25 protein-coding genes are annotated in these 25,813 nt (G+C 70.9%); 14 read left to right on the plus strand and 11 right to left on the minus strand.

The features are described from left to right. Positions 1-5: 5 nt before the first annotated feature. On the minus strand, positions 6-995 hold the full coding sequence (locus AC07DF_RS13320; protein ID WP_478970080.1) for a LysR family transcriptional regulator: 990 nt from the start codon (positions 993-995) through the stop codon (positions 6-8). Between the two features lie 171 nt (positions 996-1,166). Here AC07DF_RS13320 and snpA point away from each other — a divergent pair, with 171 nt between their 5' ends. Continuing rightward, on the plus strand, positions 1,167-1,826 hold the full coding sequence (gene snpA / locus AC07DF_RS13325) for a snapalysin (protein WP_478970082.1): 660 nt from the start codon (positions 1,167-1,169) through the stop codon (positions 1,824-1,826). Here the strand turns inward: snpA and AC07DF_RS13330 are convergent. Next, positions 1,823-2,836: an endonuclease/exonuclease/phosphatase family protein gene (locus AC07DF_RS13330; protein WP_478970084.1), complete on the minus strand. Its 1,014-nt coding sequence runs from the start codon at positions 2,834-2,836 to the stop codon at positions 1,823-1,825. The two genes, snpA and AC07DF_RS13330, sit on opposite strands and share 4 nt — an antisense overlap. A gap of 43 nt (positions 2,837-2,879) precedes the next feature. Then, positions 2,880-3,707: an alpha/beta fold hydrolase gene (locus AC07DF_RS13335; RefSeq protein ID WP_478970086.1), complete on the minus strand. Its 828-nt coding sequence runs from the start codon at positions 3,705-3,707 to the stop codon at positions 2,880-2,882. An 80-nt stretch (positions 3,708-3,787) separates the two neighbouring features. Between AC07DF_RS13335 and AC07DF_RS13340 the strand changes: the two genes are divergently transcribed. Next, positions 3,788-5,143 carry an aminotransferase-like domain-containing protein gene (locus AC07DF_RS13340; protein ID WP_478970088.1) on the plus strand — a complete coding sequence of 452 codons (1,356 nt, stop codon included), beginning with the start codon at positions 3,788-3,790 and terminating at the stop codon, positions 5,141-5,143. Here the strand turns inward: AC07DF_RS13340 and AC07DF_RS13345 are convergent. Together AC07DF_RS13345 and AC07DF_RS13350 are read right to left on the minus strand one after the other, a co-directional pair. Further along, positions 5,049-6,008: a hypothetical protein gene (locus AC07DF_RS13345; RefSeq protein WP_478970090.1), complete on the minus strand. Its 960-nt coding sequence runs from the start codon at positions 6,006-6,008 to the stop codon at positions 5,049-5,051. The two genes, AC07DF_RS13340 and AC07DF_RS13345, sit on opposite strands and share 95 nt — an antisense overlap. A 103-nt stretch (positions 6,009-6,111) precedes the next feature. After that, positions 6,112-6,561, minus strand: coding sequence for a hypothetical protein (locus AC07DF_RS13350; protein ID WP_478970092.1), 450 nt, complete (start codon positions 6,559-6,561; stop codon positions 6,112-6,114). A gap of 174 nt (positions 6,562-6,735) precedes the next feature. Between AC07DF_RS13350 and AC07DF_RS13355 the strand changes: the two genes are divergently transcribed. The 5 genes from AC07DF_RS13355 to AC07DF_RS13375 all read left to right on the plus strand — a co-directional run bounded on the left by AC07DF_RS13355 (position 6,736) and on the right by AC07DF_RS13375 (position 12,833). Then, a complete protein-coding gene (locus AC07DF_RS13355; RefSeq protein ID WP_478970094.1) occupies positions 6,736-7,797 on the plus strand; it encodes a serine/threonine-protein kinase in 1,062 nt (353 codons plus the stop codon). 125 nt (positions 7,798-7,922) lie between these two features. Further along, entirely contained in the window at positions 7,923-8,258 is a 336-nt protein-coding gene (locus tag AC07DF_RS13360) for a hypothetical protein (RefSeq protein WP_478970096.1), read from the plus strand. A gap of 4 nt (positions 8,259-8,262) precedes the next feature. Further along, positions 8,263-10,842, plus strand: coding sequence for a substrate-binding domain-containing protein (locus AC07DF_RS13365; RefSeq protein WP_478970098.1), 2,580 nt, complete (start codon positions 8,263-8,265; stop codon positions 10,840-10,842). Next, entirely contained in the window at positions 10,839-12,242 is a 1,404-nt protein-coding gene (locus tag AC07DF_RS13370) for an extracellular solute-binding protein (RefSeq protein ID WP_478970100.1), read from the plus strand. The genes AC07DF_RS13365 and AC07DF_RS13370 overlap by 4 nt, the downstream gene beginning before the upstream one ends. A 159-nt stretch (positions 12,243-12,401) precedes the next feature. Next, the gene (locus tag AC07DF_RS13375; protein ID WP_478970102.1) at positions 12,402-12,833 is read left to right on the plus strand and encodes a hypothetical protein; all 432 of its coding nucleotides are present in this window, start codon (positions 12,402-12,404) and stop codon (positions 12,831-12,833) included. A gap of 203 nt (positions 12,834-13,036) precedes the next feature. On the opposite strand, the gene AC07DF_RS13380 is transcribed toward AC07DF_RS13375, so the two are convergent. Continuing rightward, positions 13,037-13,483 carry an ATP-binding protein gene (locus AC07DF_RS13380; protein ID WP_478970104.1) on the minus strand — a complete coding sequence of 149 codons (447 nt, stop codon included), beginning with the start codon at positions 13,481-13,483 and terminating at the stop codon, positions 13,037-13,039. An 86-nt stretch (positions 13,484-13,569) separates the two neighbouring features. Here AC07DF_RS13380 and AC07DF_RS13385 point away from each other — a divergent pair, with 86 nt between their 5' ends. Next, the gene (locus AC07DF_RS13385) at positions 13,570-14,418 is read left to right on the plus strand and encodes a helix-turn-helix domain-containing protein (RefSeq protein ID WP_478970106.1); all 849 of its coding nucleotides are present in this window, start codon (positions 13,570-13,572) and stop codon (positions 14,416-14,418) included. After that, positions 14,378-14,584 carry a DUF397 domain-containing protein gene (locus AC07DF_RS13390; protein ID WP_478970108.1) on the plus strand — a complete coding sequence of 69 codons (207 nt, stop codon included), beginning with the start codon at positions 14,378-14,380 and terminating at the stop codon, positions 14,582-14,584. The genes AC07DF_RS13385 and AC07DF_RS13390 overlap by 41 nt, the downstream gene beginning before the upstream one ends. Here AC07DF_RS13390 and AC07DF_RS13395 read toward each other — a convergent pair. The 4 genes from AC07DF_RS13395 to AC07DF_RS13410 form a co-directional block, all read right to left on the minus strand. Next, the gene (locus tag AC07DF_RS13395; protein ID WP_478970110.1) at positions 14,542-14,742 is read right to left on the minus strand and encodes a hypothetical protein; all 201 of its coding nucleotides are present in this window, start codon (positions 14,740-14,742) and stop codon (positions 14,542-14,544) included. The genes AC07DF_RS13390 and AC07DF_RS13395 overlap by 43 nt on opposite strands. A 216-nt stretch (positions 14,743-14,958) precedes the next feature. Further along, the gene (locus AC07DF_RS13400) at positions 14,959-15,453 is read right to left on the minus strand and encodes a hypothetical protein (protein WP_478970112.1); all 495 of its coding nucleotides are present in this window, start codon (positions 15,451-15,453) and stop codon (positions 14,959-14,961) included. Between the two features lie 6 nt (positions 15,454-15,459). Further along, a complete protein-coding gene (locus AC07DF_RS13405; protein WP_478970114.1) occupies positions 15,460-20,496 on the minus strand; it encodes a DUF6531 domain-containing protein in 5,037 nt (1,678 codons plus the stop codon). Positions 20,497-21,074: 578 nt separating this feature from the next. After that, a complete protein-coding gene (locus AC07DF_RS13410) occupies positions 21,075-21,341 on the minus strand; it encodes a hypothetical protein (RefSeq protein ID WP_478971013.1) in 267 nt (88 codons plus the stop codon). On the opposite strand from AC07DF_RS13410, the gene AC07DF_RS13415 reads away from it, so the two are divergent. Together AC07DF_RS13415 and AC07DF_RS13420 are read left to right on the plus strand one after the other, a co-directional pair. Next, a complete protein-coding gene (locus tag AC07DF_RS13415; RefSeq protein WP_478970967.1) occupies positions 21,231-21,506 on the plus strand; it encodes a hypothetical protein in 276 nt (91 codons plus the stop codon). The genes AC07DF_RS13410 and AC07DF_RS13415 overlap by 111 nt on opposite strands. Before the next feature lie 36 nt (positions 21,507-21,542). Further along, a complete protein-coding gene (locus tag AC07DF_RS13420) occupies positions 21,543-22,139 on the plus strand; it encodes a Uma2 family endonuclease (RefSeq protein ID WP_478970116.1) in 597 nt (198 codons plus the stop codon). A 35-nt stretch (positions 22,140-22,174) separates the two neighbouring features. Here AC07DF_RS13420 and AC07DF_RS13425 read toward each other — a convergent pair whose 3' ends face one another. Then, positions 22,175-22,327: a hypothetical protein gene (locus AC07DF_RS13425; protein WP_478970118.1), complete on the minus strand. Its 153-nt coding sequence runs from the start codon at positions 22,325-22,327 to the stop codon at positions 22,175-22,177. Positions 22,328-22,455: 128 nt separating this feature from the next. On the opposite strand from AC07DF_RS13425, the gene AC07DF_RS13430 reads away from it, so the two are divergent. The 3 genes from AC07DF_RS13430 to AC07DF_RS13440 all read left to right on the plus strand — a co-directional run bounded on the left by AC07DF_RS13430 (position 22,456) and on the right by AC07DF_RS13440 (position 25,660). Further along, positions 22,456-23,799 carry a helix-turn-helix domain-containing protein gene (locus AC07DF_RS13430; RefSeq protein ID WP_478970120.1) on the plus strand — a complete coding sequence of 448 codons (1,344 nt, stop codon included), beginning with the start codon at positions 22,456-22,458 and terminating at the stop codon, positions 23,797-23,799. A gap of 71 nt (positions 23,800-23,870) precedes the next feature. After that, complete coding sequence (locus AC07DF_RS13435) at positions 23,871-24,884, plus strand: permease (RefSeq protein ID WP_478970122.1); 1,014 nt, start codon at positions 23,871-23,873, stop codon at positions 24,882-24,884. Continuing rightward, positions 24,881-25,660: a TIGR03943 family putative permease subunit gene (locus AC07DF_RS13440; RefSeq protein ID WP_478970969.1), complete on the plus strand. Its 780-nt coding sequence runs from the start codon at positions 24,881-24,883 to the stop codon at positions 25,658-25,660. Before AC07DF_RS13435 ends, AC07DF_RS13440 begins: the two co-directional genes overlap by 4 nt. Positions 25,661-25,813 lie beyond the last annotated feature (153 nt).

A 25,813-nucleotide genomic window follows, 5' to 3' on the forward strand; every position in this document is an offset into this window, starting at 1 on the left:
GAGGATCAGGGGAGGGCCGGGCTCGGCGGTCTGTGCGGGCCGTCGGGTTCCGCCCGCTTCCGGTCCTCCCGCTTCTCGTCCGGCCAGTCCCGGGCCGGCCATTCCCGGTACGCCGGTGCCTGCCGCGCCACCTCCCCGTACGCCTCCTCCAGCGCGGGGCAGACCCCGGCCAGGGCCGTCTCCGTACGAGCCGCGACGAGCAGCCGTACGCCGAGAGGGTCGCCCTTGATGCGGCGTACCGCCATGTCGGGGCGGGGGGCGCGGGTCGGCTGGCACACGGTGACGACCTCGCCGGTCGCGACCAGGGCGTCGGCCGTGTGGTAGTCGCCGTGCAGGACGTGCGGGCTGACGCCGGCGGCCCGGAACATCCGCTGGACGGCGTCCCATTCGCCGTCGACCGTCGGGTCGATCATCCAGCGGTCACCGGCCAGGTCGCGCAGGTCGACCTCGGGTTTTCCGGCCGCCGGGTGGTCGACGGGCAGCGACACGCACTGCGGCTCGCGTTCGACCAGGACGCGCAGCCGGAGTTCGGCGGGGATCCGCAGCGGGCAGCCCTCCACCTCGTGCACGAAGGCGACGTCGAGCTGGCCGTCCACGACCATGCGGAGCAGGGCGTTCGCGGAGACGTTCATATGGAGGGTGGGGTTCTGGCCGTGGGCGCGCAGCCGGCGCAGCCAGCCCGCCAGGGCCTTGCTCGCCGTCGAGCCGATACGGAGCTCGGTGCCGTCGGCGGCCGCCGCCCTCGCCTCGACCACCAGCAGGCGCATCTCGGTCAGCAGCGGACGGGCGCGGCTCAGGACCAGCCGGCCCAGCGGGGTGGGGCGGCATCCGGTGCGGGCGCGCAGGAACAGCGGGCCGCCCAGCTCCTGCTCGATGCGGCGCAGTTGTGTGCTCAACGATGGCTGGGCGACGCCCAGGTGCCGGGCGGCGCGGTGCAGACTGCCGGTGTCGGCTATGGCGCACAGCGCGCGGAGGTGCCTCACCTCGAGCTCCATGCTCCGTGAGGCTAAGGCGGAATCGCGTCGCTAACCAGCCACATAATTCACCGCTAAAGCATGTGAATTGGGCAGTCAATAGTACTGTCCTATCCCCGGCTGCCATCATCACAGGCGCCGCACAGGCATCGAGACTCACCGGTGACGACTCACCCCCACCAAGGAGTCTCCATGCGAAAGTCCACGTCCGCCCTGGCGGTTCTCGGCCTCGGCCTCGCGACGGTCGGCTTCGGTACGACGGTTCCCGCCGCGGCTGCCCCTGCCACGGCCCCGCACGCCGGGTACGTCGCCCAGTCCGCCGAATCCGACGCCAGCAGGGCCTTCTTCGAGGCCGTCCTGAAGTCCGTCGCCGAGAAGCGCGCCGCCAACCCGAGCTCCACCGCGGCCGTCACCGTCGTCTACGACGCGTCCCGTGCGCCCACGTTCAGCTCCCAGATAGCGCGCAGCACCCAGATATGGAACAGCTCGGTGTCGAACGTGAGACTCCAGTCGGGGTCCGCGTCCTCCGCCGACTTCAGCTATCGGGAGGGCAATGACTCCCGTGGCTCGTACGCCTCCACCGACGGGCACGGCAGCGGCTACATCTTCCTCGACTACAGGCAGAACCAGCAGTACGACTCCACGCGGGTCACCGCCCACGAGACCGGTCACGTCCTCGGTCTGCCCGACCACTACTCGGGCCCGTGCAGCGAGCTGATGTCCGGTGGCGGGCCCGGCACGTCCTGCACCAACGCCGTTCCGAACGCCGCTGAGCGCTCCCGGGTGAACCAGCTCTGGGCCAACGGCTTCGCGGCGGCGATGGACAAGGCCCTGGAGAAGTCCGGACGCTAGGACTCACCCTCAGGGCGCTGATGCAGCGTCAGGTCGGTGATCACCGATCGGTGGTCCGTGTCGGCCAGGTCCAGGACGCGGGTGTCGCGGGCCGCGAAGTCCCGCGACACCAGCACATGGTCGATCTGGGCGCCGAGCGTCGGGGCGGTCAGGGCCGGCCAGGTGGCCGTGCGGTCGGCGCCGTCCAGGCGGGAGGCGTCGCGCAGGCCGGTGTCGAGGATGCGGCGGAAGGCGGCGTGGTCCTGGGAGGCGTTGAAGTCGCCGGCCAGGACGAGCGGGGTGCCGCGGTCGGTGACGGCAGCGGCGCGTACGGCCCCGAGCTCCCGCTTCCAGAGGTCCACCTGCCCGGGCAGCGGGGGCATGGGGTGGGCGAGCTGGAGCCGTACGGCGTGCCCGTCCACGTCGGCGACCGCCCCGGGCATGCCCATGGTGCCGGGGACGCCGGCGGTGGGCCGGAGCGGGAAGCGGCTGAGGATGGCGGAGCCCTCGGAGCCGCCGCCCTCGACAGCGCTGCGGTGCGGGAAGTCCTGGGAGAGGTCCTTCTTCAGCCGCGCGTCACAGTCGTAGTCGCACTCCTGCACGAAGACGATGTCCGGTTTCTCGCGGCGGACGGCGGCGACCAGGGAGCCGGTGCCCTGCCCGAACTCGACGTTCGAGGTCAGCACGCGCAGGTCGGCGACCGGGCGGCCCGCCGGGTCGTCGACCTTGCCGTACGGTTCGATGAACCAGGCCAGCAGGCCGAGCACGGCGACTCCCCAGACCGTTCCCAGCCACCAGCGGGAGCGCAGGGTGAGCAGCAGCGCCAGGCCGGTGGGCGCGAGCAGCCAGGGGAGGAAGGCGAGGAGCTGCGGGACGGGTGTCATGCCGTCGCTGTCGGCGGTGCGGAAGCCGACGACCACGCTCACACCCGCGAGCAGAAGGAAGGCGAACCCCGCGCCGAACCTCCGCCCGGGCGGGCGGTCCTCCGGCCCGTCGTCCGTGGCGGTCCACTCGGCAGCGGCGGTGTTCACAGGCCGGCCTTCCGTTCGCGGGGTGGTTCGCCCGCATCCTCCCTCAAAGACGGGGTGGGGCGGAGGAAGGTTGCCGTACGTCGACGCGGGCCAGGAATTCCCCCAGCGCCCGGTCGAACACGTCCGGGCGTTCCAGGTTCGGCATGTGGGCCGCGCCGTCGATGATGTGCAGCGCCGAGTCCGGGAGGGCCGTGTGCATGGCCAGGGCGTCGGAGACCGGTGTGAAGGAGTCGTCCGCACCCACGACGACCAGGGCCGGGACGGAGACACGGGGCAGCAGGTCGTCGTAGCCGGGGCGGCGGGCGCGGGCGCGCAGGGCGGCTGCGGCGCCCTCGGGTGCGGTGGCGGTCATCATGCGGTGGACGTGGGCCTTGACCTCGGCGGGGGCGTACGGGGCGACCATCCGCTCCAGGACCTCGTCGGCGTAGCCGCGCATGCCCTCCGTCAGGAGACGGTCCGCCATGGCGTCGCGGGTGCGGACGCCCTGAGGGGTCTCCGCCGACGGGAAGGTGTCCGCGAGGACCAGGCCGCTGACGCGCTCGGGGAACAGGCGGTAGCAGTCCATCGCGATCTGGCCGCCCATCGACAGGCCCGCCAGGACGAACGACTCCACCCTCAGCTCGTCCAGCAGGGCCTCGATGTCCCGGGCGAATCCGGAGAAGTCCGTGAGGGCGGGGGTGACCGGAGAGGCGCCGTAGCCGCGCAGGTCGGGGGCGACGACCCGGCGGTCCGCCGAGAACGTCTCGAGCTGCGGGGTCCACATCGTGCGGTCGAAGGGGTGGCCGTGGACGAGAACCAGGGGAACCTTGGGGACAAGCGGCTGCCCGGCGTTCTCGGGGCCTTTGTCCTCGTATGCGAGGAAGGGTGCCATGAGGACGACCCTAGGCCGCCCCATTACTCGGTGCAATAAGATCTTTGCTCTCGGTGCAATCCAAGGGGGAGACCGAACCGATGGGTGACTACCGGCGTATCGCCGACAGGATCGCCGACGACATCGCCACCGGACGGCTCCGGCCCGGTCAACGGCTGCCGCCGCAAAGGGCGTTCGCGCGGCGCCGCGGGATCGCCCCGTCGACGGCCGGCCGGGTGTACAGCGAACTCGTCCGGCGCGGGCTGGTCGTCGGCGAGGTGGGGCGCGGCACCTTCGTACGGGCCGGACCGGCGGTCCCGGCGGGGCGGGCGCTCGCCGAGCCCGGCCCGGCCGACGCGCCCGTCAACCTGGAGCTCAACTACCCCAGCGCCCCCGGCCAGCCGGAGCTGCTCGCCCCCGTCCTCGCGCCGCTGCTGCGTCCCGACGTGCTGGCCGAGGCCTTGCTGCCGGCCGCCGCCACCGGCACCGCGGGGGCCCGGGAGGCCGCGGCCGCCCTCCTCGCCACACCCGGCTGGCGCCCCGCCCCGGACCGGCTGCTGTTCACCGGCAACGCCCGCCAGGCCATCGCCGCCGTCCTGGCCTCCCTGGTCCGGCCGGGCGGCCGGGTCGGCGTGGAGCAGCTGACGTATCCGCTGGTCAAGGAGATCGCGGCCCGGCTGGGCATCACCCTGGTGCCGCTGGCCGGTGACCCGGCCGGGCTGCTCCCGGAGGCCGTCGCGGCCGCGCACCGCACGGCACCGCTGTCCGCCCTGTACCTGCAGCCGACGCTGCACAATCCGACGTCCCTGACGACGAGCCGGACACGGCGGCTGCAACTCGCCCAGCTGATCCACCACTTGAACCTCCCGATCGTGGAGGACCGCATCTGGTCCTTCCTGCACGGGTCGGGTGAGCGGCACGGGACGGGTGATCCTCTGGCCGCCCATGCCCCGGCCCTGGCCCATGTCGTCGACGGGCTCTCCAAGCGGATCGCCCCCGGGCTCACCGTCGGGTTCCTCGTCGTGCCGCCGCAGCGGGTCGGTGCCGTGGCCGACGCCGTGCGGTCGGGCGGCTGGAGCGCGGGGCGGTTCGCGCTGGAGGCGGCGGTGCGCTGGGCCGCGGAGGGGACGGTGGCGCGGCTGGTGGAGGCCAAGCGGGCGGACGCGGCGCGGCGGCAGCGGATCCTCGCCGAGGAACTCTCCGGCTTCGCCGTACGGTCCGACCCGCGCGCCTACTTCGCCTGGTGGGAGCTGCCCGCCCCGTGGCGTGCCGACACCTTCACGGCCGCCGCCGCGGCGCACGGCATCGCCGTCACGCCCGGCCCCGCCTTCGCCGTCGCCCCCGGCCACACGCCCGACGCCGTCAGGCTCGGGCTCGCGTCGGCTCCGGAGGGGGATCTGCGGCGGGCACTGCGGACCCTCGCCCGCGTCGCCGCGCGGCGAGGCAGCGGCCGGTGAGCCATGAGGTGAGGGCCACCGTCAGGCCGAGGGCGAGGAGTAGCCAGGAGACCGTGCGCAGGGTGGTCGTGAGGGCGTCGTAGACCGCGCCCACCGCGGGGCGGTGGAGCGCGTCGGGCAGGTCGGCGAGGGTGAGGCGGCGGCCGATCGCCACGGCGAGGACCAGCAGCCCGCCGCCCAGGGCCGTGCCGAGGCCGAGGGCGGTGACCGCGCGGCGGCGGCAGGCGGCGACGGCGATCCCGGCGACGGCCAGGATTGCGGCGGTGAGCGGCAGCCAGAAGGCGGCGGTGTCCAGCACGTCGTATCCCCTGCGCAGTCGGTCCACGTCCCCGGCCGGGAGCACCGGGACCCGGGCGTGGGCGACCGGGATGCGGTGGGCGAACGACACGTTGTCGTCGGCGAGTTGGCGTTTGACCCGGGCGACGACCGGGGCGAGGTCGACCGTGACCGCGGCCGCGTGCGTCTCGTCGTCGCGCAGGGCGTGCAGCACGGCGGCGTGGAGGGCCTGGTTCGCCGCGTCCCAGGCGGCGCGGAACGCCTCGGTGCGGGTGAAGGAACGCGCCGCGTCGTGCACGAAGGGGCCGACCGCGCCGCGCAGGGAGCCGGTGTCGAGCTCGTGCCCCGCCTCCCGCATGATGCCGTCCCCGACGGCGTCCGCGACCGCGCGCTGCACGTCCGGGTCGGCCGCGAGCGGAGCCATCGTACGGACGTAGCGGCCGGTGTCGGTCAGCCCGTGCGCCGCCCAGGACGCGAGCGCCCCGAACGGTACGAGCAGGCACGCGAGAGCCAGCAGAACGGCCGACAGGGCGTTCCGCAGTCGTGGGGGCGCCTGCTCGGGTACGGGCGCCCGGTCGCGCTCGGGCACCCTCCCAGGCAAGCCGCCACGGGCCCGCTCCGCGCCCGGTGTGACTGCAATCGGCCTCATATGTCAAGCCGAACGAGCGCACCCCCGGGACGACCGGACCCGGTCAGTCGATGCGGTGTCCCGAGGCGTCCTCGTGCGTGTAGTAGCGGTAGAACATGATCAAGAGGACACCCGCCCCGGCCGCTATGCCCAGCCACATGGACCACAGCACGGACAAGCCGGACTGGCTGATGAGGAAGCCGGTCGCGCAGCCCGTGAAGGCGAACCAGAGCGCCGCGTGCAGTTCGCGTCGCAGCCGCGGGCCGAAATGCCACACGGCGGCGAACAGCACGGCGAACACGAGCGCGGTGACGAAGCCGAACAGCAGGTTCCAGCCCGTGATGGGCCCGCCGTAGCGCCGGTTGGCCGCGGCCCAGTAGCCGTAGACGAGCCCGAGGGCGAGGGGAACCCCGACCCTGGCCATCGCGTGGGTCCGCGCGCTGAAGACATCGGGTGTACGGCGCTGCGTGAGCTGCCTGGTCACCTTGCGTGAGGCGGGTGCCGCATGAGCCATGAGAGTGCTCCTCTCTCTCCCTGCCCCTGCCTACCAGGGCACACCGCCCGGCAGCGGCTGGCAAGTCGGCGGGCGAAGCCCCTCGAAAGCGGAGGTTTACGGCCCTCAGGCCCTCGTTTGCAGCCGCAGAGGTTACGGTGCTGCCGTACCTGATCGACCGGGGGAGGGGAAGAGATGCCCGGAACCGTGCTGCTGCTGGCGGCCTCGCCGCTGGGCAAGGGGCGCCTGGTGGACGCCGCCTCCGTGCTCCCCGTCCTCGCCGCCGTGCCGCCCGCCGTGCTGTCCGGCACGGACACCGCGAACGTCGTCGAACTCGCCGACCCGCTGGATCCGCAGGCCGTCCTCACCCGGCTCCGCGCCGCCGCCACGGCCCCCGGCCCGCTCACCGTGTACGTCACCGGACAGCTCCAGCTCGACCGCAAGCAGCGCCTGCCGCACCTCGCGCTGGCCCGCACCACCGCCCCGACCGTGCGCTACACGGCCTTCCCCTGGCACTGGTTCCGGGAGGAACTGCGGCTCAGACCCGCCGGGGCGACCACGCTCGTGCTCGACCTGCACGCGGACGCCGAGACCTGGGAGCTGCTGCGGAGCACCCCTCTGGACTCGGGCCGCGGCACCGCCGTCCACGGGCGCATCGCACCACCGCCGTCCCGGCGCACGGTCGCGGTACCGGCGTACATGAAGGCCGTGGCGACGATCCTGCGCAGCGGGTTCCGCCCGCCGCCGGAGCAGCTGCACCAGCAGGCGCTGGCCCGGATCGCGCAGGAGAGCGCCGGCCGGGACATCGTGGTCAGCGCGCAGGGGCCGGTGAGCGGCGATCCGCACACCGCCATCACCGCCGCCGTCCAGGCCGGCCGGCACCAGGACGCCGACGCGCTCGCCGCCCGGCACGAGCAGGCCGCCGTCGCCGCGCACGGACCCGCCTCCGAAGAGGCCCTGCACTGGGCCGAGGTCCGGGCCGACCTGGCGATGTTCGCCGGGGACGCGGCCCGCAGCTGCCGCACCTGGCTGGCGGTGGCCACCGTCCGGCTGAACGCCGGGCAGGCGGTGGACGCGCCCGCCGTCGAGTCGGCCGTCGACCGGGCCCACCACCAGTGGGGCCAGATATCCGACCCCGCGCAGGCACGTGACCTGGGTGCCGGGCTCGCCGAGTTGCGGGGGCGGGTGCCCGGGCGGCGCGAGGGGGCGCTCGACCACGTCCAGCGGCAGCTGCGCCAGCTCCAGACCCAGGGCTGAGCACCCGTGCGCCGGGTGCGCTCGGCGTGAAAAGGGCGTGCGATCGCTTGCGCGGTTCGTGTCAAAGGTCTGCCCTCGGGGCCTGACCCGGTGTCATGATGTCGGGTATGACAGAGGGGGACGAAGTGGCTGTCTTAGGTGTACGCGTCCGGCTGGGCGCCGGCGCGACCGTGGACGATGTCAGAGCCCTGCGGGCATGGCTGGAGCGGGACGAACCGCTGGAACAGCTGCTCTCCGCCGAGCAGCTGCGCATCGAGGAGCGGACCAGCACGGACGGGCCCAAGGGGCGTCTGGGACCCGACATCGAGCTCGTCCTCCAACTGCTCGGTAACGTCGCGACGGTCGTGGCGCTGACCGAGTACACCGCCCGCGCGGTGAAGACCTGGAAGAACAACCGCCGCAGGCTCCAGGGCGGCGAACCCGATTCGGAGATCCGTCCGCTGGGCTCCGACGGGTCGTAGCCCGGTGAGCCGCTTCGACCCGCGCGGCCGAGTGAACCGGGCGCTGCTCGTCGGTGTGTCCGAGTACGACCACACGGCACCGGCTCCGTATGGCGTGACCGGCCAGCTTCCCGCCGTGCGGCACAACCGGACGACACTCGAGGACGCCCTCTACCGGGGCCGGGTGTTCGGCGCGGGTGAGGTCACGGTGCTGCCCTCCCCGTCCCAGCACGACTTCACCGGCGCGCTGCACCGCGCCGTGAGCGAGGCGGAGGGCCTGCTGCTGCTCTACTTCGCCGGGCACGCCGTCGTGAACACGTCCGGCGGCGAGCTGTACCTCCAGATGCGCACCGCGCGGGTGCTCGCGGGCGAGTTGCCCGGTGCGGTGAGTTTCGCCGAGGTGCTGAGCGAGATCTGCGTCGCCGAGAGCCGTGCCGAGAAGGTGCTGGTGATCCTGGACTGCTGCTACGCGGGCCACGCGGCGGAGATCTGGCACCGCTTCGCCGACCCGGAGGGGAACAGGGAGAAGGTCCTGCTCCTGATGAGCGTCCAGCCCAACCGCTGCATCCTGGGCGGGGACGCCGACGTCGCGACGCCGTTCACCCGCGAGCTGGCGCAAGTCCTCGACGAGGGCGGGGAGGTGTGGCTCTCCGAGCTGTACCCCACGCTGAAGCAGCGGATGGACGAGGCGGGTTACAAGGCGGAGGAGGACGACCCGCAGATACCGCAGGCACTGGCTCCTCCGTGGGACCCGGACGCGGACATCCTGCTGGCGGCGCGGCCGGTGCCCTCGCATGCGCCTGTGTACGAGCCCGCGCCCGAACCTCCGGCCCCTCCCCCGCCGCCGAGGCCCGGCCTCCCGTCCCGCCCGCGCCGGTCACGCCTGCTCAGACGCGCGGCCAACAGTGTCCGGGCCATCGTCGACCGGCTCGGCAGGACCCTGCTCACCGTCCTGCTGGCCCTGCTCGCCACCGGTGCCGGCGGCTACGGGATCTTCGCCCTCATCGGCGATTCCGGGACCTGCGCGCCGGCCCTGGAGCTGCGCGTGCTGACCGACCCCGACCTGGAACCGGCGATGCAGGCCGTCGCGGACGCCTACTTCGCCTCGGACACGAACACCACGGACGACGGCTGCCGGCGCGGCGGCGTCACCGTCTACAGCGCCGGTGCCGCCGCCGTGGTGAGCGCGCTGGGCGAGCGGACCGACACCTGGCAGCAGCCGCGCGAGGACGACAACCCGCAGCGGGACATCGGCCCCCAGCCGGACGTGTGGATCCCCGCGACCGGAGCCGACGTCGGCCGCGTCACCGCCGCGCAGGAGGACCGGGTCTTCGCCCGGCTGGAGCCGGACACCGAGCCGTTCGCGTATTCGCCGGTCGTGCTGGCCGTGCCGCAGGACCTCGCCGGGCCCCTCGGGAAGCTCACCGGGCGGTCGCTGCCGGAGCTGGTCGACGCGTTGGAAGGACTGCCCGGCGCCGCCGAAGTGCACCGCCCCGACCCCGGCTTCACCGGATCGGCACTGCTGGCGACCGTGGGCCTGTACGGCGACGGGGACGACGCGCGCGGTGCCGAGCGGCTCATCACCCGGCCCGAGCGGCCCGAGCCCTCGGCCGTCAAACTGCTGTGCACGCTGCCCGACGTAGGCGCCGTGGACGACCGCGGCGCGGCCCTGGTCCCGGAGTTCCTGCTCAGGAGCGGGGTCGGCTGCCACCCGGTCACACGCGTCCCGCGCACCGCCGCCTACCCCGACGACGTACCCGGTCTGGAGCCGACGTTCGTGCGGGTGCGCTGGGATCACGGCGACCGGGACGCGAACGCGCGCGACGACGAGGCGAACCGCTTCCGCACCTGGCTGGCCAGTGCGGAAGGCCGGGCGGTGCTCGGCGAGCAGGGCTTCAGGTCAGCGAGCGGTGAACGCGCTCTGCTCGACACCGAGTCGGCTCCCGACGGGCTGACCGGCACCGTCCGCCCGGCGGATTCCGCCGACCCGTCGCGACTGGACGAGACACTGGAGCAGTACGGCAACGCGCACGGACCCGGCCGGGTGCTCTTCCTGCTCGACAGCTCCGGCTCGATGGCCGGTCTGTGGGACGGCCCCAGCGGCGGCCCCGGCATTCTGAAGCGGACCCTGCCCGGGCTCGGCGGGGAGGACCAGTACGGGATGTGGGCCGTGCACGGCATCGAGGGCCGTACGCACACCGAGCTGCTGCGCTTCGGCACACACGCCCGCAAGGACGCCGAGGAGGACCTCGACGCCGCCAAGGTGCGGGACGCGGAGGCCGATCCGCCCGCCGCCCTGCTGGACGCGCTGGCGTTCATGCGGGAGCGCGGCGCCGACGACGAAAGGCCGCAGCTGATCGTGTACCTCACCGACGGAGAGGACGACACCCGTCTGACCGGGGACCGGCTGAAGCAGGTGCTCGACCGGGCCGGGACCGCGGGCGTGCCCGTGGCGATGGTGACCCTGAACAGCGGGGCCTGCGACAGCGGCCGCCCCGGCAGGCTCATCGCCGAGGCGAGCCGGGGCCGCTGCCTGGACGCCGGGGACGACCTGGTCCCCGCCCTGCACGACGAGGTCGCCCGCGTCGGAATGGGGGAGGAATGACGGCCCGCCGCCTGCCCGCCGCCGTGCTGTCCCTGCTGTCGTTGCTCGCCCTCGCCTCCTGCACCGGCGGTGAGGGGCAGGAACAGCCGCAGGGTGCCGACGCCTCCACCCGGATCGTGGTGGCCAGCGGCCAGGACGTCACGGGCAAGAACGGCGTCCGCCGGCAGCTCATCGACGCCTGGAACGCCAAGGAGGGCAGCCACGGCTACCGGGCCCGCCTGGTGGAACTGCCCGGCTCCGCCGACCAGCAGCGCAGCCAGCTGCTCGGCGCCCTGCAGTCCGGCGGCGCCGACTACGACGTGGTGAACCTCGACGTGACCTGGATCCCGGAGTTCGCCGAATCCGGCCTGATCCGCCCGCTGACGGACGCGGCCGTCGAGTCCCCCGAGGACATCGTCCCGTCCGTGGACAGCACGTCGTACTGGGACGGCGAGCGGTACGCGGTCCCCTTCAACAGCGACGCGGGCCTGCTGTACTACCGCAAGGACCATCTGAAAAAGGCCAGTGCCTCCCATACCGAGCTCAGCGACGAGGTCACCTGGGACGAGCTGCGGGAACTGATCGATGCGGTCGACCCCGAGGACAAGAACGCGGGCTGGACCACCCAGCTCGCCGCGTACGAGGGCCGTACCGTCAACGCGATCGAGGCGTTCGCCTCGGCCGTACCGGACTTCGAGCTGACCGACCGCGACGGCAAGTATGTGGCGACCGAACAGCAGTTGACGGCGGGTGTGACCGAGCTGCGTGGGCGTACGGCGAAGCCCTACACGCTGGAGGAGGCCTACGAGTCCCGCGAGGCCGAGTCGCTGAGCGCCTTCGCGGAGGGCCGCACCACCTTCCTGCGGCACTGGCCGTACGTCTATCCCACCCTCTACGAGACCTTCAAGGACAAGCTCGGTGTGGCCCGGCTGCCCGGCAAGGCGGTGCTCGGTGGCCAGAACCTCGCCGTCACCTCGTCCATGACCGGGCAACGGGCCGCGAAGGCCGAGGAACTCATCGCGTTCCTCACCGACCCGGACAGCGAACGCTGCCTGCTGCGCGCCGGGTTCGCCGCGACCCGCGCCTCCGCCTACCAGGACTCCAACACCGCCCCCGACTGCCGGCACGCCCGCGCGTACGCCGAGTCGCCCTCGGCGTCCCCCACCGGCGAGAGCACGGTCCGTACGCCCCCCGACCGTTTCGCCGACGGCACCAGTTACTCCCGCGACATCCTGTACCCGGCCCTGCGCGGGGCCGTGCACCGACCGGTCACGCCCCTGTACGGCGTGGTGAACCGCACGCTCATCACCGAACTCGACGCGCTGTACGGCCCTCCGCGGGGGCCGGGGGGAAGCCGGCCGGGTGACGCGGAGATAGCGAAAAGCCTTGACGAGGCGTTGAGAAAAGTTTTACCCGGTTGAATCTCCTCCCAATGATGTTCACAACTCCTCCATTGCGTACGTGTGTCCCCGTGGGTAGCCTCAATTTCGCACTGACCATGCAATTGAAGTAAACGGGGAACGGGGATGGACTTCGTGAGCGTACGAAGCAAGGGAATTTCTTCCGTAATAGCCTTCGCCATGACCGGCGCGCTGTGTGCTGCCGGAGCGCAGTCGGCACAAGCGGCTCCGGCCCAGCCGGAACTTCGCGCCGGAGCGGACGAGATCTGTGCGGTCCTGGGGATCGGCAGCGGCGCGGCGGGCCTCACCAAGGCCCTGGCCAAGGGCGCCTCGTGGGTCGGGATCGGCGCCAGCATCGGGTGCTACGCCTACACGAAGGCGAAGGAGGCCACACCGGCGGAGAAGCGGGCGGCCATGATCAAGTCCTACAAGAAGTACCAGGCCATGAGCGACATCAAGAAGCTCGACGCGCTCGGCTACTACTGCCGCAAGAAGGACACCGGCGGTGGCGGCGGCACGGACGTCGCTCCCACCAACCCGACCGTGAAGGTGGGGTACCGCGACATCAGGATGAAGGGCGTGACGTACAAGTGCACGGCGACCGGGGACTGACCGGCCGTCGCGGCCCGGGCCATGGAGAACGCCTGCTGTTCTCCATGGCGCTGGTCGTGGTGAGTCTGCTGTGGGTCACACGGGACATGGCCATGTGGGCGACGGTGATGTGCGGCGTCGGCGCGGCGGCAGGGGCTCTCGGAGTTTTCTACTTCGGTTGGCGCTATATTCACGATTCTCGCGCACGCGAGAATTCCCGCTAGTCACCTATTCTTTTCCGGCTTCACATCGCATTCGAACCAGACGGTTTTTCCAGGCCGGTCGGGCAGTGGATCCCACCCCCACCGGTCCGTGACCGCGTCGACGATCAGCACGCCGCGTCCGCCCTCGGCGAGTTCGTCCACAGCTGTGGACAGCGGCGGTAGCGGGCATCCGTCCGTCACCTCCACCCGCACCCCACGCCCGTCCGGCCACCGCGTCATCAGCACCGCGGCGCGCCGGTCGGGCGTGTGGCGTACGACGTTGGCGACGAGTTCGGTGAGGGCGAGGCCGGCCGGGTCACAGAGCTCGGCCATCTCCCAGGCGATGAGATACACCCTGAGGATTCGGCGCAGATGCCGGGCGCTGTGCTCACCCAGCGTGAAGTCGGTGCCGTATCGGGAGCCCGGGGAGCCAAGTCCTGGCCAGGGCTGGTGGGTTGCGTGATCCATGCCTCCAGGCTGGAGTCGAGTGACTACGCTCGGCAACGGACCGAAATGAACGCCGCGCCGCGTTCTGACCTGGGGGTGACCACTCCATGCCCAACATCCGCCGCCTCGACCCCACCGCCTCACCGCTGGATTACTTCGGCTCCGAGCTCCGCCGCTACCGCGAGAGCGCGGGGCTGTCCCAGAAGGAGCTCGGGGACTGCATCTTCTGCACGGGTTCGCTCGTCGGCCAGATCGAAACGGCCCACAAGGTCCCGACCAGGGAGTTCGCGGAGCGGGCGGATGCGGCGCTGATGACGGACGGGTGCTTTTCGAGGCTCGTGGGGTTGGTGTTGCGCAGCCAACTCCCGGCCTGGTTTCAGGCGTATGCGGAGATGGAGGCGAGGGCGGCCTACATCAGCACGTTCCAGTGCCAGTTGGTGTACGGGCTCCTGCAGACGCCGGCATACGCACGGGCGGTGCTGGGCGCGGTTCAACCGGAGAACCTCGACGAGTTGGTCGAGGCCCGCATGGAGCGGCAACGCCTCCTACGGAAGGAGAAGCCGCCGCTGGTGTGGGTGGTGCTGGATGAGGCCGTGCTGTACCGGCCCATGGGTGGCCGGGAGGTGATGCGAAACCAACTGGCGCACCTGTTGAGCTTCCGGAACGAAAGGCGCTTGAAGATCCAGGTGCTGCCGTTCTCGGCGGGGGAGCACCCGAGTGTGCAGGGCTCCTTCAACCTCCTGCGCCTCGATGACGACCCTGACATCGTCTACACCGAGGACTTCGTCCAAGGGCACATGACGGCCAATCCGGATAGTGTCAGCGAAGGTTGGCTCCATTACGATCAAGTGCGAGCTGCTGCCCTGTCGGTACGGGACTCGGCAGACCTGATCGCCCACGTGATGGAGGAGCGCTATGGAGACCAGCCAGCAGCTGAGGAGCGCGACGTGGCGTAAGTCGTCGTACAGCGGAAGCACCGGGGGCGATTGTGTCGAGGTCGCCGACCTCGGGCTGCTCGGCGTCGGTGTGCGTGACTCCAAGAATCCCGAGGCCGGGATACTCACCGTCTCTCCGGAGGCCTACTCCGTCTTCGTGGCGGCGTCGAAGACGCGCAGCGAGTAGACGTCGCTGTCGTTCTCCGAGATCGCGAACAGCGTGCTCGCGTCCGGTGCCCAGGCCAGGACGACCGACGCGAGGGTGTCCGCGTCGCCGCTGGTGCCGGTGTTGGGGAAGTCGATCGTCCAGGCAGCTACCCGGTCCTCTAAACGGCGCCCGTACAAACACGGAGGCCGAGCGTAATCGGCCACAGAGCGTCCGGTGAAGCGACTGTGACCGCGCTCGCCATTGCGGCACCGCCCCGTGTTCAACAACACCGGGCGGTGCCTCAGTCCGCAGCCAATGTGCGGTCAGCTACAGGGCGATCGCTGAAGCGCAGTCCGAGGACCTCCTCAGACTGGTGATCAACTCTCCCCACGATGTGCACGAGAAGGAACGGATCACCCGGCCAGGCCGCACGCGGCGCGTAGTCGGGCCATGAGCTCGAGGTCGAGTCGCACGTCGAACTCGACCAGGTGTCCCAGTTCCGAGAATCCGAACACTGCTGTCGGGTCACCGACTGCCCGTGCCGCGGGCTCATGGCCGAAGCGAACACATAGCCCGTCCGTGTACAGGTGAATCCCACCCGCAGAGCTGCCCTGGCTGGACTCGCCGTACGACATCAGTGGGACACCGGATTCAGTGACACCGGGCAGGAGCAGTGGGGCGTCGCTGTCTTCCGGCCGGCTGACGTCGACCAGTACGAGTTCCACCACCTCGCCGCTGTCGCGGTCTGTCTTGACCTCGACCAAGGATGCCCCTACCTCGAGAGCGATGGACTGCGGCGCCTGCCGGAGGCGTGCGTAGCCCGGCCACTGAATGGTCAGGGGGACGTACTCGTCGATCTCAACGGTGGGTCCTCCGTGCGGTCGCGCGCCGTGGATCGTGAACGACACCGGCCCTCACCCGAGCCTTCGTGCATGCTTCAGCACCGGGTTCTCCGTCAGCGTCCTGGGCTTGGCGATGATCAGCTCCCAACCATGACTCAACACCCTCCGACCGTACTGGACGCCCTGCACGGTGGCGGCGTCGACTGCTCGGGTGAGACCGGCCAGCATCTCCTCGGTTTTGAAGCTCTTGGAGAAGCTGTTGTGCATGATCTCCTCGGCGATGTGCTTCGTCGCATTGGGATGGACCCAGATTCGGCGGCCGCTTGAGGTGAGCAGGTTGAAGGACTTGGGCAGCACAGTTCCGGCATAGACGGGCTGAGTCGCCGCGATTCGCGTCCACACGGAAGCGGTGGCGTACTCGGCTCCCTCCAATGCGAGACGTCGGCCTCCTGCGACGGGGAAGGGCACCATGCTGCCGTACAAGCCGACGTTGTAGGCCGGCGGGCAGATGACTTCGGCTCCGGTGAGGTAGCTGAAGCCGCCGAGGGATAGGCCGTCGAGGAGGCCGAGGCTGGTCTGGCCGGTGACCTCGATGGCTCCGTTGGTGACCTTGTCGGAGAGGTTCTTGGCCGACTGGGACGCGGGCGGCAGGGTCGCGGTCTCGCGATCCTCCTTGTCGCACTCGGTGTTCCAGCCCCAGTTGCCCGAGAACAGGTCCTTCAGCTGCGTGGTGACGCTGCACAGGCCGCTCGGGTCGATGCGGCTGGTGGGCATGTTCTCCACGTAGGCGTAGGGCTGCGTGAAGGGCGTGTCCGGGTCGGGGGTGTAGGGGTCGGGACGGGTGAAGCGGCCGGTGGCGGTGTCGTACTGGCGGGCGCGCAGGTCGAGGTAGCCGGTGGTGGTGTCGTGGTAGGCGCCGGTGTAGGACGGTGTGGATGACGGGGCGCCGGTGGTCTGGGTGTCCAGGGTCCGGTTGCCGAAGGGGTCGTAGGCCCAGCGCTGGTAGACCTTGCCGGTGCTGTCGGTGACGTCGAGGGGCGAGCCCAGGGCGTCGTGGGTATAGGTGAAGACGGCGCCGGAAGCGTTCTTGGTGGCTGTGGGCTGGCCGAGCGGGTCGTAGCGATAGGACTGCTGGACCTTCCCGGCGCTGTCGAGCTCGCTGGCCAGGATGGGCAGCGGGGCGTTGGGGTCCCACTGGAGGCGCTTGGTGACGGCGCCGGCCTTGCTGGTGGTGACCAGGTTGCCTTCGGCATCGTGCTCGTAGGTGTAGCCGGTGCCGGCGACGGTGGCGGCGGAGATCTGCCCGGCCAGGTCGTAGGTGTAGCTGTTGGCTCCGGCCTTGGTCTGGTTGCCTTCGCCGTCGTAGTCGTAGCTGGTGGTGGTGGAGCCCGTGGTGGTAGAGGTGAGCTGGTCGGCGGCGTCGTGGTCGTAGCTGGTGGCCGTCGTGCCGAGCGTCGAGGTGAGGCGGTTGCCCGCCTTGTCGTAGGTATAGGCCGTGGCGCGAGAGGCGGCACAGCCGCTGACCTGCGGCTGCGGGGCGCAGCCGGACGTGATCCGCCCGGCCTTGTCGTAGGTCAGGTCGTAGCCGCCTGCGGCCACCCCGGCCCGGGTGGTGTCGATGCGCGTGGGCTGCCCGGCCGGGGAGAGGGTGAGCGCGGTCTTGGTGACCACCGCTCCCGCCTTCGCGGCGTTGACGGATGTCAGCCGAGCGGCGGCGTCGTAGGACCGGTCCTCGGTCAGCGTGTTGGGCAAGGTGCTGCGGGTGAGGTTCGCCTCCGCGTCGTAGGTGTAGCTCGTGGTCTTGGAGTCGGCCGCCATGGTGGCGGTGCGGCCGTCGGCGTCATAGGTGTACGTGATGGTGTTGCCGTCGGCGTACTTGCGGGTCAGCATCTGGCCCGCGGCGTCGTAGGTGTAGGCGAAGCCGCGTGTCTTGGTGAGGCGTCCGGCGTTGTCGTAGCCGAAGTCCTCGGAGACGACGCCGTTGTCGCGCAGGGTCATCTGTCCGGCGGCGTCGTGCTGGTAGGTGACGTCCGGCGTGGAGTCGGAGTAGTCCACCTTGGCCAGCAGGCCGCGGACGTCCCAGGTCTGGGTTGTCGTGCCCCGGGGCGTGGTCTTCTTGGTGAGGTTGCCGTCGGCGTCGTAGGCGTAGGACGTCTTGCGTTCGAGTGGGTCGGTGACGGAGTTCAGCCGCTGTGCCGGGTCGTAGCCGTAGGCGGTGACATGCCCGGCGGGGTCGGTGCGCCGGACGCGGTTGCCGGCCTTGTCGTAGGCGTAAGTCGTCTTGCCGCCGTCGGGGGCGGTCACCGAGGCCAGGTGGCCGAGGGCGTCGTAGCCGTAGTCGGTGGTGCGCTGTGCCGGGTCGGTGACGGAGGTGACGTTGCCGAGGGCGTCGTAGCTTCTCTTCGCGACGTTGCCGAGCGGGTCGGTCAGGCTGACAGGTTGGCCGGCGGCGTCGTAGCCCGTGGTCCAGGTGAACTTCGCCGGCGTGGCGCCGGAAGCGTTGCCGCGGGCGCTGACCATCCGCACCTCGCGGTCGTCATCGTCGTAGGCGTAGGTCGTCTTGTTGCCGAGCGGAGTGGTGATGGAGGTGCGGTTGCCGGCGGCGTCGTACCCGTAGGTTGTGACCTTGCCCAGCGGGTCGGTCACCGTCGCGAGCAGGTCTGCGGCCGTGTAGGTGTACTTGGTGACTTTGCCCAGCGGGTCGGTGACCTGGGTGACGTTGCCGTTGGCGTCGTAGGCCGTGGTCGTGGCGCGGCCCAGCGGGTCGGTGACCTTGGTGGGCCGGTTGAGGGCGTCGTAGGCAGTGGTGGTCGCGGCTCCCGTCGGGGCGACGGTCTTGATGAGGTTGTCGGCCTTGTCGTAGGCGTACGTGGTCATGTACTTCGGCCGGTCCGCGCCGGCGGCGTTGCCGTTGGGCGGGGAGACTGAGGCAAGGCGGCCCGCCTTGTCGTAGCCGTACGTCGTCCGCCCGCCCGCCGCGTCGGTCGCGGAGGCGACGTTGCCGTTCGCGTGGTAGGTGGTGGTCTCGACGGAGCCGTCGGGAGCGGTCACCGAGGTGACGCGGTTGAACTTGTCGTAACCGTAGGCGGTGATCCCGCCCGCCGCGTCGGTCACCTTGGTCTTGTTGCCGTTCGCGTCGTAGTCGTAGGAGGTGGCCTTACCGGCCGGGTCCGTGGACTTCGCCAGCCGCCCGGCACCGTCGTAGGCGTACGTGGTGGTGTACTTGGCCGGATCCGCGCCGGAGGCGTTGCCGCGCGGGTCGGTGCTGGTCAGCACGCGTCCTGCCGCGTCATGGGTGTAGGTGGTCTTCGCGCCGGACGGCGATGTGCGCGAGGTCAGGTTGCCCTTGCTGTCGTAGCCGAGCGAGGTGACCTTGCCGCGGGGAGAGGTGGTGGTGGCCACCTGCCCCAGCGTGTTGTACGTGAAGGAGGTCTTGCCCGCCGGTCCGTCGAGGGAGGTCAGCCGCCGGGCCGTGTCGTAGCTGTAGGTCGTCTTGGCGCCGCGCCCGTCCGTGTGGGTCGAGACGTTGCGGGCGGAGTCATACGTCCATGACTGGGTCACGCCTCCGCTGGTGCGGCTCAGCAGGCCACCGGCGGAGTCGTAGGTCATGGCCGTGCGCCGTCCCGCCGGGTCCGTGACAGCCGTCAGGCGCAGCTTCGCGTCGTACTGATACGAGGTGACATTGCCGAGCGGGTCGATACGGTTGCGCAGCACGCTGCCGTGATACAGGTCGGTCCATATGCCGCCGGCCGCGTCCTGGTAGTCGGTCTCCAGCGTCGCCCGGGAGAAGGTGGCCTTCTTGCCGTCGGCGTCGGTGTGCTCCTTGACGCGGCCGCTGCTGTCGTACTGGACCTGCATCGTCGTGCGCCCCGCCGGGTCGGTGACGCTGGTGAGCTGGTCCTCCGTGTCGTAGCCGTAGGTGACGGTCCCGCCGTCGGTTCCCTTCACGGAGGTGAGCAGTCCACCGGTGTAGCCGTAGTCGACGCTCTGACCGCCGGGAAGGTCGACCGATTCCAGCAGATGGCTGTCCGGATCGACCGACAGCTTGACCACCCGGCCGCCGGCATCCGTTACCGACGCGAGGTCCGAACCCGAGTACGCGAAAGTCAGGCCGGCACCGCCGGTGTCCCGCCAGCCGGTGAGCAGGCCCGTGCCGTTGAACGTGAGCTTCTCTCTCGTGCCACTGGTCAGCGTGAAGCCGTTGGTGGCCGACCCGGTCAGAGTGGCCGTGACACCGAGCGACGTGGCCGTATAGGCACCCGAGGTGGCGTCCTTGGCGAAGGTGATGCGGGCCCCGCTGTCGGCGGCGTATACCACCTTGGTGTCCGACACCTGAAGCCGCACGTCATAGGCGGAGGACCAGCCCTTGCCCAGGATCCCCGAAGCTGTGTTGTTGGACGAGTACGTCCTCCGCAGCGCGAACGGCACACCAGGCGCTGGCAGTTGGGCGTCCACAGTGGCTTCGGTCTGGGCGCCGGTGGCGGTGTTGACCGGGTCGCCGATGTAGCCCTGGAAGATCGGCCGGCCTGTGGTGTCCAGGCAACCGCATCCGTACGTCTCATTGACAGGAACGGACACCGGCCGCCCCTCGGCCGCGATGTTCGGACCCTTCGCCTCGGTACTCCAGCCGGTGGCGCAGCCCTTGCCGAGCGGGTCCGCATGCGTTCCACGGTCGGCCGACACGGCGATCTTCATGTAGTACTCGACGCCCTGGGTCAGGATCGTCGGGTCAGAGACACCCCAGTCGAACGTCTTCCCGGAAGAGTCACTCGAGCCATCCGGGTCCGAGTCGCACCACTGCTTGATCAGCTTGTTGTCCGACGCCCGGTACAAAGCCCTGTAGATCGACTCGGTACCCACAGGGGTGTCGTACTTGACGTTGCCCCATTCCACATCGAAGCCGAACCAACGATGAGGGGAAATCCGCAGGTTCGTCGGAGGCCCCAGTGCAACCGCCGCAGCAGGGCTCCGCTCCAACTTGGCACCCTTGACGTCGGGCGCGGAGGCGTCGCTCTCCAGAGTCTGCTTTCCCGGGAGGCTGATGCTCGTGCCGGGTGTCTTCGGCTCCCGCAATTCGTCGACCTGGGCCCGCCGTTCCTTGAGCGTCATAGGACGCTCAGGCTTCAACGGCTTCGACGTCTTGGCTGCAGGCAGGCCCTTCGCCGTGACGGCCCCGCCTGCAGCCGCAGCCACGCTGCCTGCCGTCAGGATGCCCCCACCTAGCAATGCCAGGAGCACCGAGTGAACTACTAACGATCGCGCGGTACGCACCGCTCCCCCTCCACTTTGCCTCCACAAAGAAGGCACAAGATCTGCAAAGGGAAGAGTCGTACCACGTGGGACGTGTACACGCCAACCGTGATGTGGCCATCGCTCACGCGCGGATGAAGTGCGAAGACGTCCGAGCACCACATGGCTCGAGCACATGTCACCGGCGGCGGCATCTAGCGGAATCACGCTGGCAGGCCTGCCACTGGCGGTGATCGCTGCCGCTGTCGACGAGGGTGAACGACAATCCGGCCGGCCACGCCAGAGGCGCCCTGTGCCCTCTGGTCAATCCGAAAGATCGGCTGGATCTGGTTGAAGGCCCCTCACGCCAACGCGCGCGCGAGCGCGGGGCTCTCCCAGAAGGAACTGGGGGACTGCATCTTCTGCACGGGCTCCCTCGTCGACCAGATCAAGACGGCTCACACGGCCCCGACCAGGGAGTTCGGGGAGCGGGCGGATGCGGCGCTGATGACTGACGGGAGCTGTTCGAGGCTCATGGGGTGGGTGCTGCGAAGCCAGTTGCCCTGCTGCGTGCCGACAATCCGGACAAGGTCGAGGAGATGGTCGCGGCCCGCATGGACCGGCAGCGCGTTCTGAAGCGGGAGCAACAGCCGGCGGTGTGGGGCGTCCTGGACGAGTCGGTGCTGCAGGTGGCGGGAAGCCGCAGGGATGATGGGCTCGTTCACGCTCCTGCGATTCGGCGACGATCACCATCTCGTCAGAGGCGCACGCCACCTTCGTGGGCCAGTCGGCAGGGGCGGCACCTCCGTGCGGTAGTGGACACCGCCGACCGGGGTCGGTGCGGTTTAGCATGGTTTCACTGGTGGTCACATGGTGTGCCCGCAAGGTGACCAGGGCAGCGGCGTTGGTCCAAGGGAGACGGTGCTATGACCGAGCAGACCATCTACCGGCACTTGCGAGAGCTGCGTGAGCACTTCACGCCGCCGCCCGGCTTCACGTACCCGGAAATCAGTGACGGGACGTTCATCATGATGATGAGCCCGCGGCCTCGTCACCAGCTGACCGCGGTGGATGTGCGTGATCAGTTGGCTGCCCAGCTACCCGACGGCATGGTTGTCGCCGAGGCGACGGACACCGACGATGAGTCGCTGGGCAAGCTCCGGATCCCCGACGTCCTGGTGGTGCCCAGGGCTGCCATGGAGACGGATGATCCTCTGGACGCCCGCGAGATCGTCCTCGCTGTCGAGATCGTGTCCCCGTCGAATCCCAACAACGACTACCACGGCAAGTCCGTCGACTACCCCGCGATGGGGATCCCCCACTACCTGATCGTCGACCCGCGCGACGGGACGTGGACGTACCAGTGGGAAATCGGCACGTGTGGGGGTCGGCCCGGGTACGAGAACCGGCTGCATCTGCCGTACGGGAACACCGTCACCCTTGCGACCGACCTGGGCGTGTGGACGGTCGAGACCGGTGACCTGCCGCGCTACAGCGCAAAGGACATGATGCGCGCCGGCTAGCTGCTACCCGGCCTGTTCTGAATCCCGCAGGATCGTCACCTGGCGTCGGCGACGGCCCGCTGGTCCTGCCGGGGTGCGTCCGCTCTCGCCGGCCCCGCGTTCGCCGCGAGCAGCAGTGTCGCGACGGCGATGACCGCCGCGGTGAGACCTCTGGTGTAGCGCTCGGCGGTGCGTGTGCGGCTCAGCACGGCGACCTCGCAACGGGGGCGGTGGCTACGGCGGCAGCGTGTTAAGCATGTTCGACAAATCGGCTTAACACTCCGTTTAACCTAGGGGCTGCTGGCGGCGAACGGCAAGAGGGGCAGGGGGAGTTGGCGTGGGGGAGCGTGATGATCCGGGGACGATCGGGCGCCGGGTGCAGCGGTTGCGTGTCGAACGGGGACTGACGCAGCGGCAATTGGCGGAACCCGTGTACACGCCGGCCTATGTCTCCACCCTGGAGTCGGGCCGGGTGCGGCCCTCCGACGACGCTCTGCGGCATCTCGCCGAGCGGCTCGGCGTCGCCTTCGACGAGCTCGCCACCGGGCGTTCCGCGCGGCTCGTGACCGAGCTGCGGCTGCGGCTGACCGAGGCCCAGCGGATCTTCGCCGTGGGCGAGGCCGAGCCGGCGGCGGAGCAGTACGCCGAGCTGCTCGTCGAGGCGGAGACGCAAGGGCTTGCCGCGGAACAGGCCGCCGCGCTGCTGGGGCTGGGCGAGTGCGCCCTGGAGACCGGCGAGCTGGTGGCCGGGCGGCAGTACTTCGAGCGGGCCGAGGGGTGTCTGGCGGGGGCGCCGCTGCCCGCCCGGGTTCCGGCCCTGCGCGGCCGGGCCGTGGCGCACTACCTCGCCGGGGAGCTCCGGTACGCCGTCTATCTGCTGGAGTCCGCCCTCGATGAGCTGAACCGTGGGGGCCTGCACGACCCGGACGCCCTGCTGTTGCTCTACGCCAGCGTCATCGGGCCCTATATGGACATGGGTGCGCATGCCCGTGCCGCGCAGGCCGCCGAATTCGCGCTCGCGCTCGCTCCGCAGTCCGGCGATCCGGTCCTGGTCGCCCGGATGCACCGGTCCGTCGCCCGCACCCTGGTCGCCGAGGGACGCCTCGCCGAGGCCGACGCCTCGCTGGCCAAGGCCGCCGAGCTGTACCGGGGCCTGCAGATCCGCACCGAACTCGCCCACTGCCACTGGATGCGCGGCTATGTGTACGCCCAGGACGGGCAACTCGAGAGTGCCGAGGCGGAGTTGAGGGAGGCCCTCGGCATGCTGACGGCCAAGCGTGCCGCCCTCTACAGCAGCCAGGTCGCCGTCGAGCTGGCCGATGTGCTCCATCGGTGCGGCAAGTCCGACGAGGCCGCCGCCCTGCTGCACGGGGTGCTCGACGACCTGTCCCCCGAGCGCGGCGCCGTCCACTCCGCCGCCGCGCACCGGCTGCTCGGCATCATCGCCGAGGACGCCCGCCGGACCGAGGACGCCGAGGAGCACTACGTCCGAGCGTTGAGCCTGCTGGAGCGGGCCGGTGCCGCCGGTGACCTGGCCGACCTGTGCCGGTTGCTGGGCGATCTGCTGCGGCGGACCGGGCGGGTGGAGGCGGCCCTGGACGCCTACCGGACCGGGCTCGGGCACCGTACGGCCCCCGGGACGACGACCCTCGGGCCCGCGCCCGCACAGCCTCCTCTGTGAGGAAACACGGGCCTCGCACAGTCGTGCGGGTTAGCCTCCTTCCGGGAGTGTGAACGACCGGGGCGGGGCACGTGGAGAACCAACGGACGGCGACGGTGGCCGACGGGCTGCGGACGGCCCTGCGCACCCTCGTGTACACCGTCCTCGGCGGCGCCGCGCTGATCGCCATCGTGACGGTGGTGTCGGTGCTCGGGCCCCTGCTCGCGCTCGACCTCTACACCCCGCCGGTCGCGGCCTGGTGGACGGTGTTCACCGCGATCGCCGTCCAGGGCGTGCCCTTCCTGCTGCTCGGCACGGTCGTGTCGGCGGCGATCGGCGCGTTCGTGCCCGAGCGGGTGTTCCAGCGGCTGTTGCCCCGCCGTACGGCGCTCGCCGTGCCGGTCGCGGGGGCGGCGGGGGTGGTACTGCCGGGCTGCGAGTGCGCGTCCGTGCCGGTGGCGAGCAGCCTGATGCGGCGGGGTGTCGCCCCGGCCGCCGCGCTCGCCTTCCTGCTGTCGGCGCCCGCGATCAACCCCGTCGTGCTGGTGGCGACCTCGATCGCCTTCCCCGGGCAGCCGGAGATGGTCCTCGGCCGGCTGGTCGCCTCGCTCGCCACGGCCGTGGTGATGGGCTGGCTGTGGGCGCGGCTCGGGCGGGAGGAGTGGCTGCGGCCGCCGAAGCGGGGCGGCGGGCAGACGCCGGGCGGCGGCCCGCGCGCCTTCGTCTCCGGGCTTCAGCACGACTTCCTGCACGCGGGCGGTTTCCTGGTGCTCGGGGCGGCCGCCGCCGCGACCTTCGACATCGTCGTGCCGAGGTCACTCCTGGAGGTGTTCACGGGGTCGGCCTGGCTGTCGGTGCTGCTGCTCGCCGTACTGGCGGTCGTGCTGTGCGTGTGCAGTGAGGCCGACGCGTTCGTGGCGGCGTCGCTGAGCGGCTTCTCGCCCACCGCGCGGCTGGCCTTCATGGTGGTCGGGCCGATGGTGGACCTGAAGCTGATCGCCCTCCAGACGGGCACGTTCGGGCGGGCCTTCGCGGTGCGGTTCTCGTCGGTGACGTGGGTGGTGGCCGTGGCGAGCAGCGTGCTGGTGGGGTGGTGGCTGCTGTGAGGCGCTTCGGACCGGCCGTCCTGCTCGCCCTCGTCGGCGCGGCGATCCTGCGGGTGTCGCTCTTCAGCGAGCTGTACCTGCGGTATGTCCAGGCGGGGTTGCGGCCGTACCTGGTGGCGTCGGGGGTGGGGCTGGTGCTGCTGGGTGCGGTGGTGGGGGTGGTGGCGCGGACGTCGGGGGAGCACGGCGGCCACGAGGAGCTTGACGGCCACGAGGAGCTTGGCGGCCACGAGGAGAGTGACGGCCACGAGGAGGAGCGTGACGGTCACACCCACGGCCCCGCCGGCCCCCGCGTCGCCTGGCTCCTCGCTCTGCCCGCTCTGGCCCTGCTGCTGTTCCCGCCGCCCGCCCTCGGCTCCTACAGCGCGGAGCGCGAGGCGGCCCAGCGGGCGGCCCGGGGCGTCGGTGGCTTCCCCGCGCTGCCCTCCGGGAACCCCCTCGACCTCACCCTCGGAGAGTTCGGCTCCCGGGCGGTCTACGACAGCAGCCGCTCGCTGAAAGGCCGTACGGTCCGGCTCACCGGCTTCGTCACCCGCGACGGCGACGGCACCTGGTACGTCACCCGCCTCCTCGTCTCCTGCTGCGCCGCCGACGCCACGACCGGCAAGGCCGAGGTGCGCGGCGCCGACGCCCCGCCCGTCGACACCTGGGTCACGGTCACCGGCACCTGGCACCCCAGGGGCGAACTGGGCACGGACTCCGCCTGGCCGCCGGTCCTCGACGTCACCTCCGTACGGCGGGTACCGCAGCCGGACAACCCGTATGAGAAGCGCTGAACGGGAGTTTCGCCCCATCTGTTCCGGGTAGTCGGGGCACGATTCCAGGAGGTTACGGGAGGTCCTGGAGGTCTCCGGGGCGCGCCGGTGCCGGCCGACGGGGTGTGGGGTGCCGGCCTGCCCGCCAGGCGCGCGGCGCCCATGGCGGCACGC

This window comes from Streptomyces sp. NPDC044719 (assembly GCF_056433405.1).

What these genes read in the sequence shown, in the direction of transcription:
- AC07DF_RS13375 (WP_478970102.1), top strand. Translation starts at nt 12,402, where the DNA reads ATGACCGGCGCGCTGTGTGCTGCCGGAGCGCAGTCGGCACAAGCGGCT.
- AC07DF_RS13370 (WP_478970100.1), top strand. Translation starts at nt 10,839, where the DNA reads ATGACGGCCCGCCGCCTGCCCGCCGCCGTGCTGTCCCTGCTGTCGTTG.
- AC07DF_RS13415 (WP_478970967.1), top strand. Translation starts at nt 21,231, where the DNA reads ATGGACCGGCAGCGCGTTCTGAAGCGGGAGCAACAGCCGGCGGTGTGG.
- AC07DF_RS13380 (WP_478970104.1), bottom strand. Translation starts at nt 13,483, where the DNA reads ATGGATCACGCAACCCACCAGCCCTGGCCAGGACTTGGCTCCCCGGGC.
- AC07DF_RS13320 (WP_478970080.1), bottom strand. Translation starts at nt 995, where the DNA reads ATGGAGCTCGAGGTGAGGCACCTCCGCGCGCTGTGCGCCATAGCCGAC.
- snpA (WP_478970082.1), top strand. Translation starts at nt 1,167, where the DNA reads ATGCGAAAGTCCACGTCCGCCCTGGCGGTTCTCGGCCTCGGCCTCGCG.
- AC07DF_RS13390 (WP_478970108.1), top strand. Translation starts at nt 14,378, where the DNA reads ATGGAGACCAGCCAGCAGCTGAGGAGCGCGACGTGGCGTAAGTCGTCG.
- AC07DF_RS13340 (WP_478970088.1), top strand. Translation starts at nt 3,788, where the DNA reads ATGGGTGACTACCGGCGTATCGCCGACAGGATCGCCGACGACATCGCC.
- AC07DF_RS13350 (WP_478970092.1), bottom strand. Translation starts at nt 6,561, where the DNA reads ATGGCTCATGCGGCACCCGCCTCACGCAAGGTGACCAGGCAGCTCACG.
- AC07DF_RS13385 (WP_478970106.1), top strand. Translation starts at nt 13,570, where the DNA reads ATGCCCAACATCCGCCGCCTCGACCCCACCGCCTCACCGCTGGATTAC.
- AC07DF_RS13335 (WP_478970086.1), bottom strand. Translation starts at nt 3,707, where the DNA reads ATGGCACCCTTCCTCGCATACGAGGACAAAGGCCCCGAGAACGCCGGG.
- AC07DF_RS13405 (WP_478970114.1), bottom strand. Translation starts at nt 20,496, where the DNA reads ATGACGCTCAAGGAACGGCGGGCCCAGGTCGACGAATTGCGGGAGCCG.
- AC07DF_RS13355 (WP_478970094.1), top strand. Translation starts at nt 6,736, where the DNA reads ATGCCCGGAACCGTGCTGCTGCTGGCGGCCTCGCCGCTGGGCAAGGGG.
- AC07DF_RS13420 (WP_478970116.1), top strand. Translation starts at nt 21,543, where the DNA reads ATGACCGAGCAGACCATCTACCGGCACTTGCGAGAGCTGCGTGAGCAC.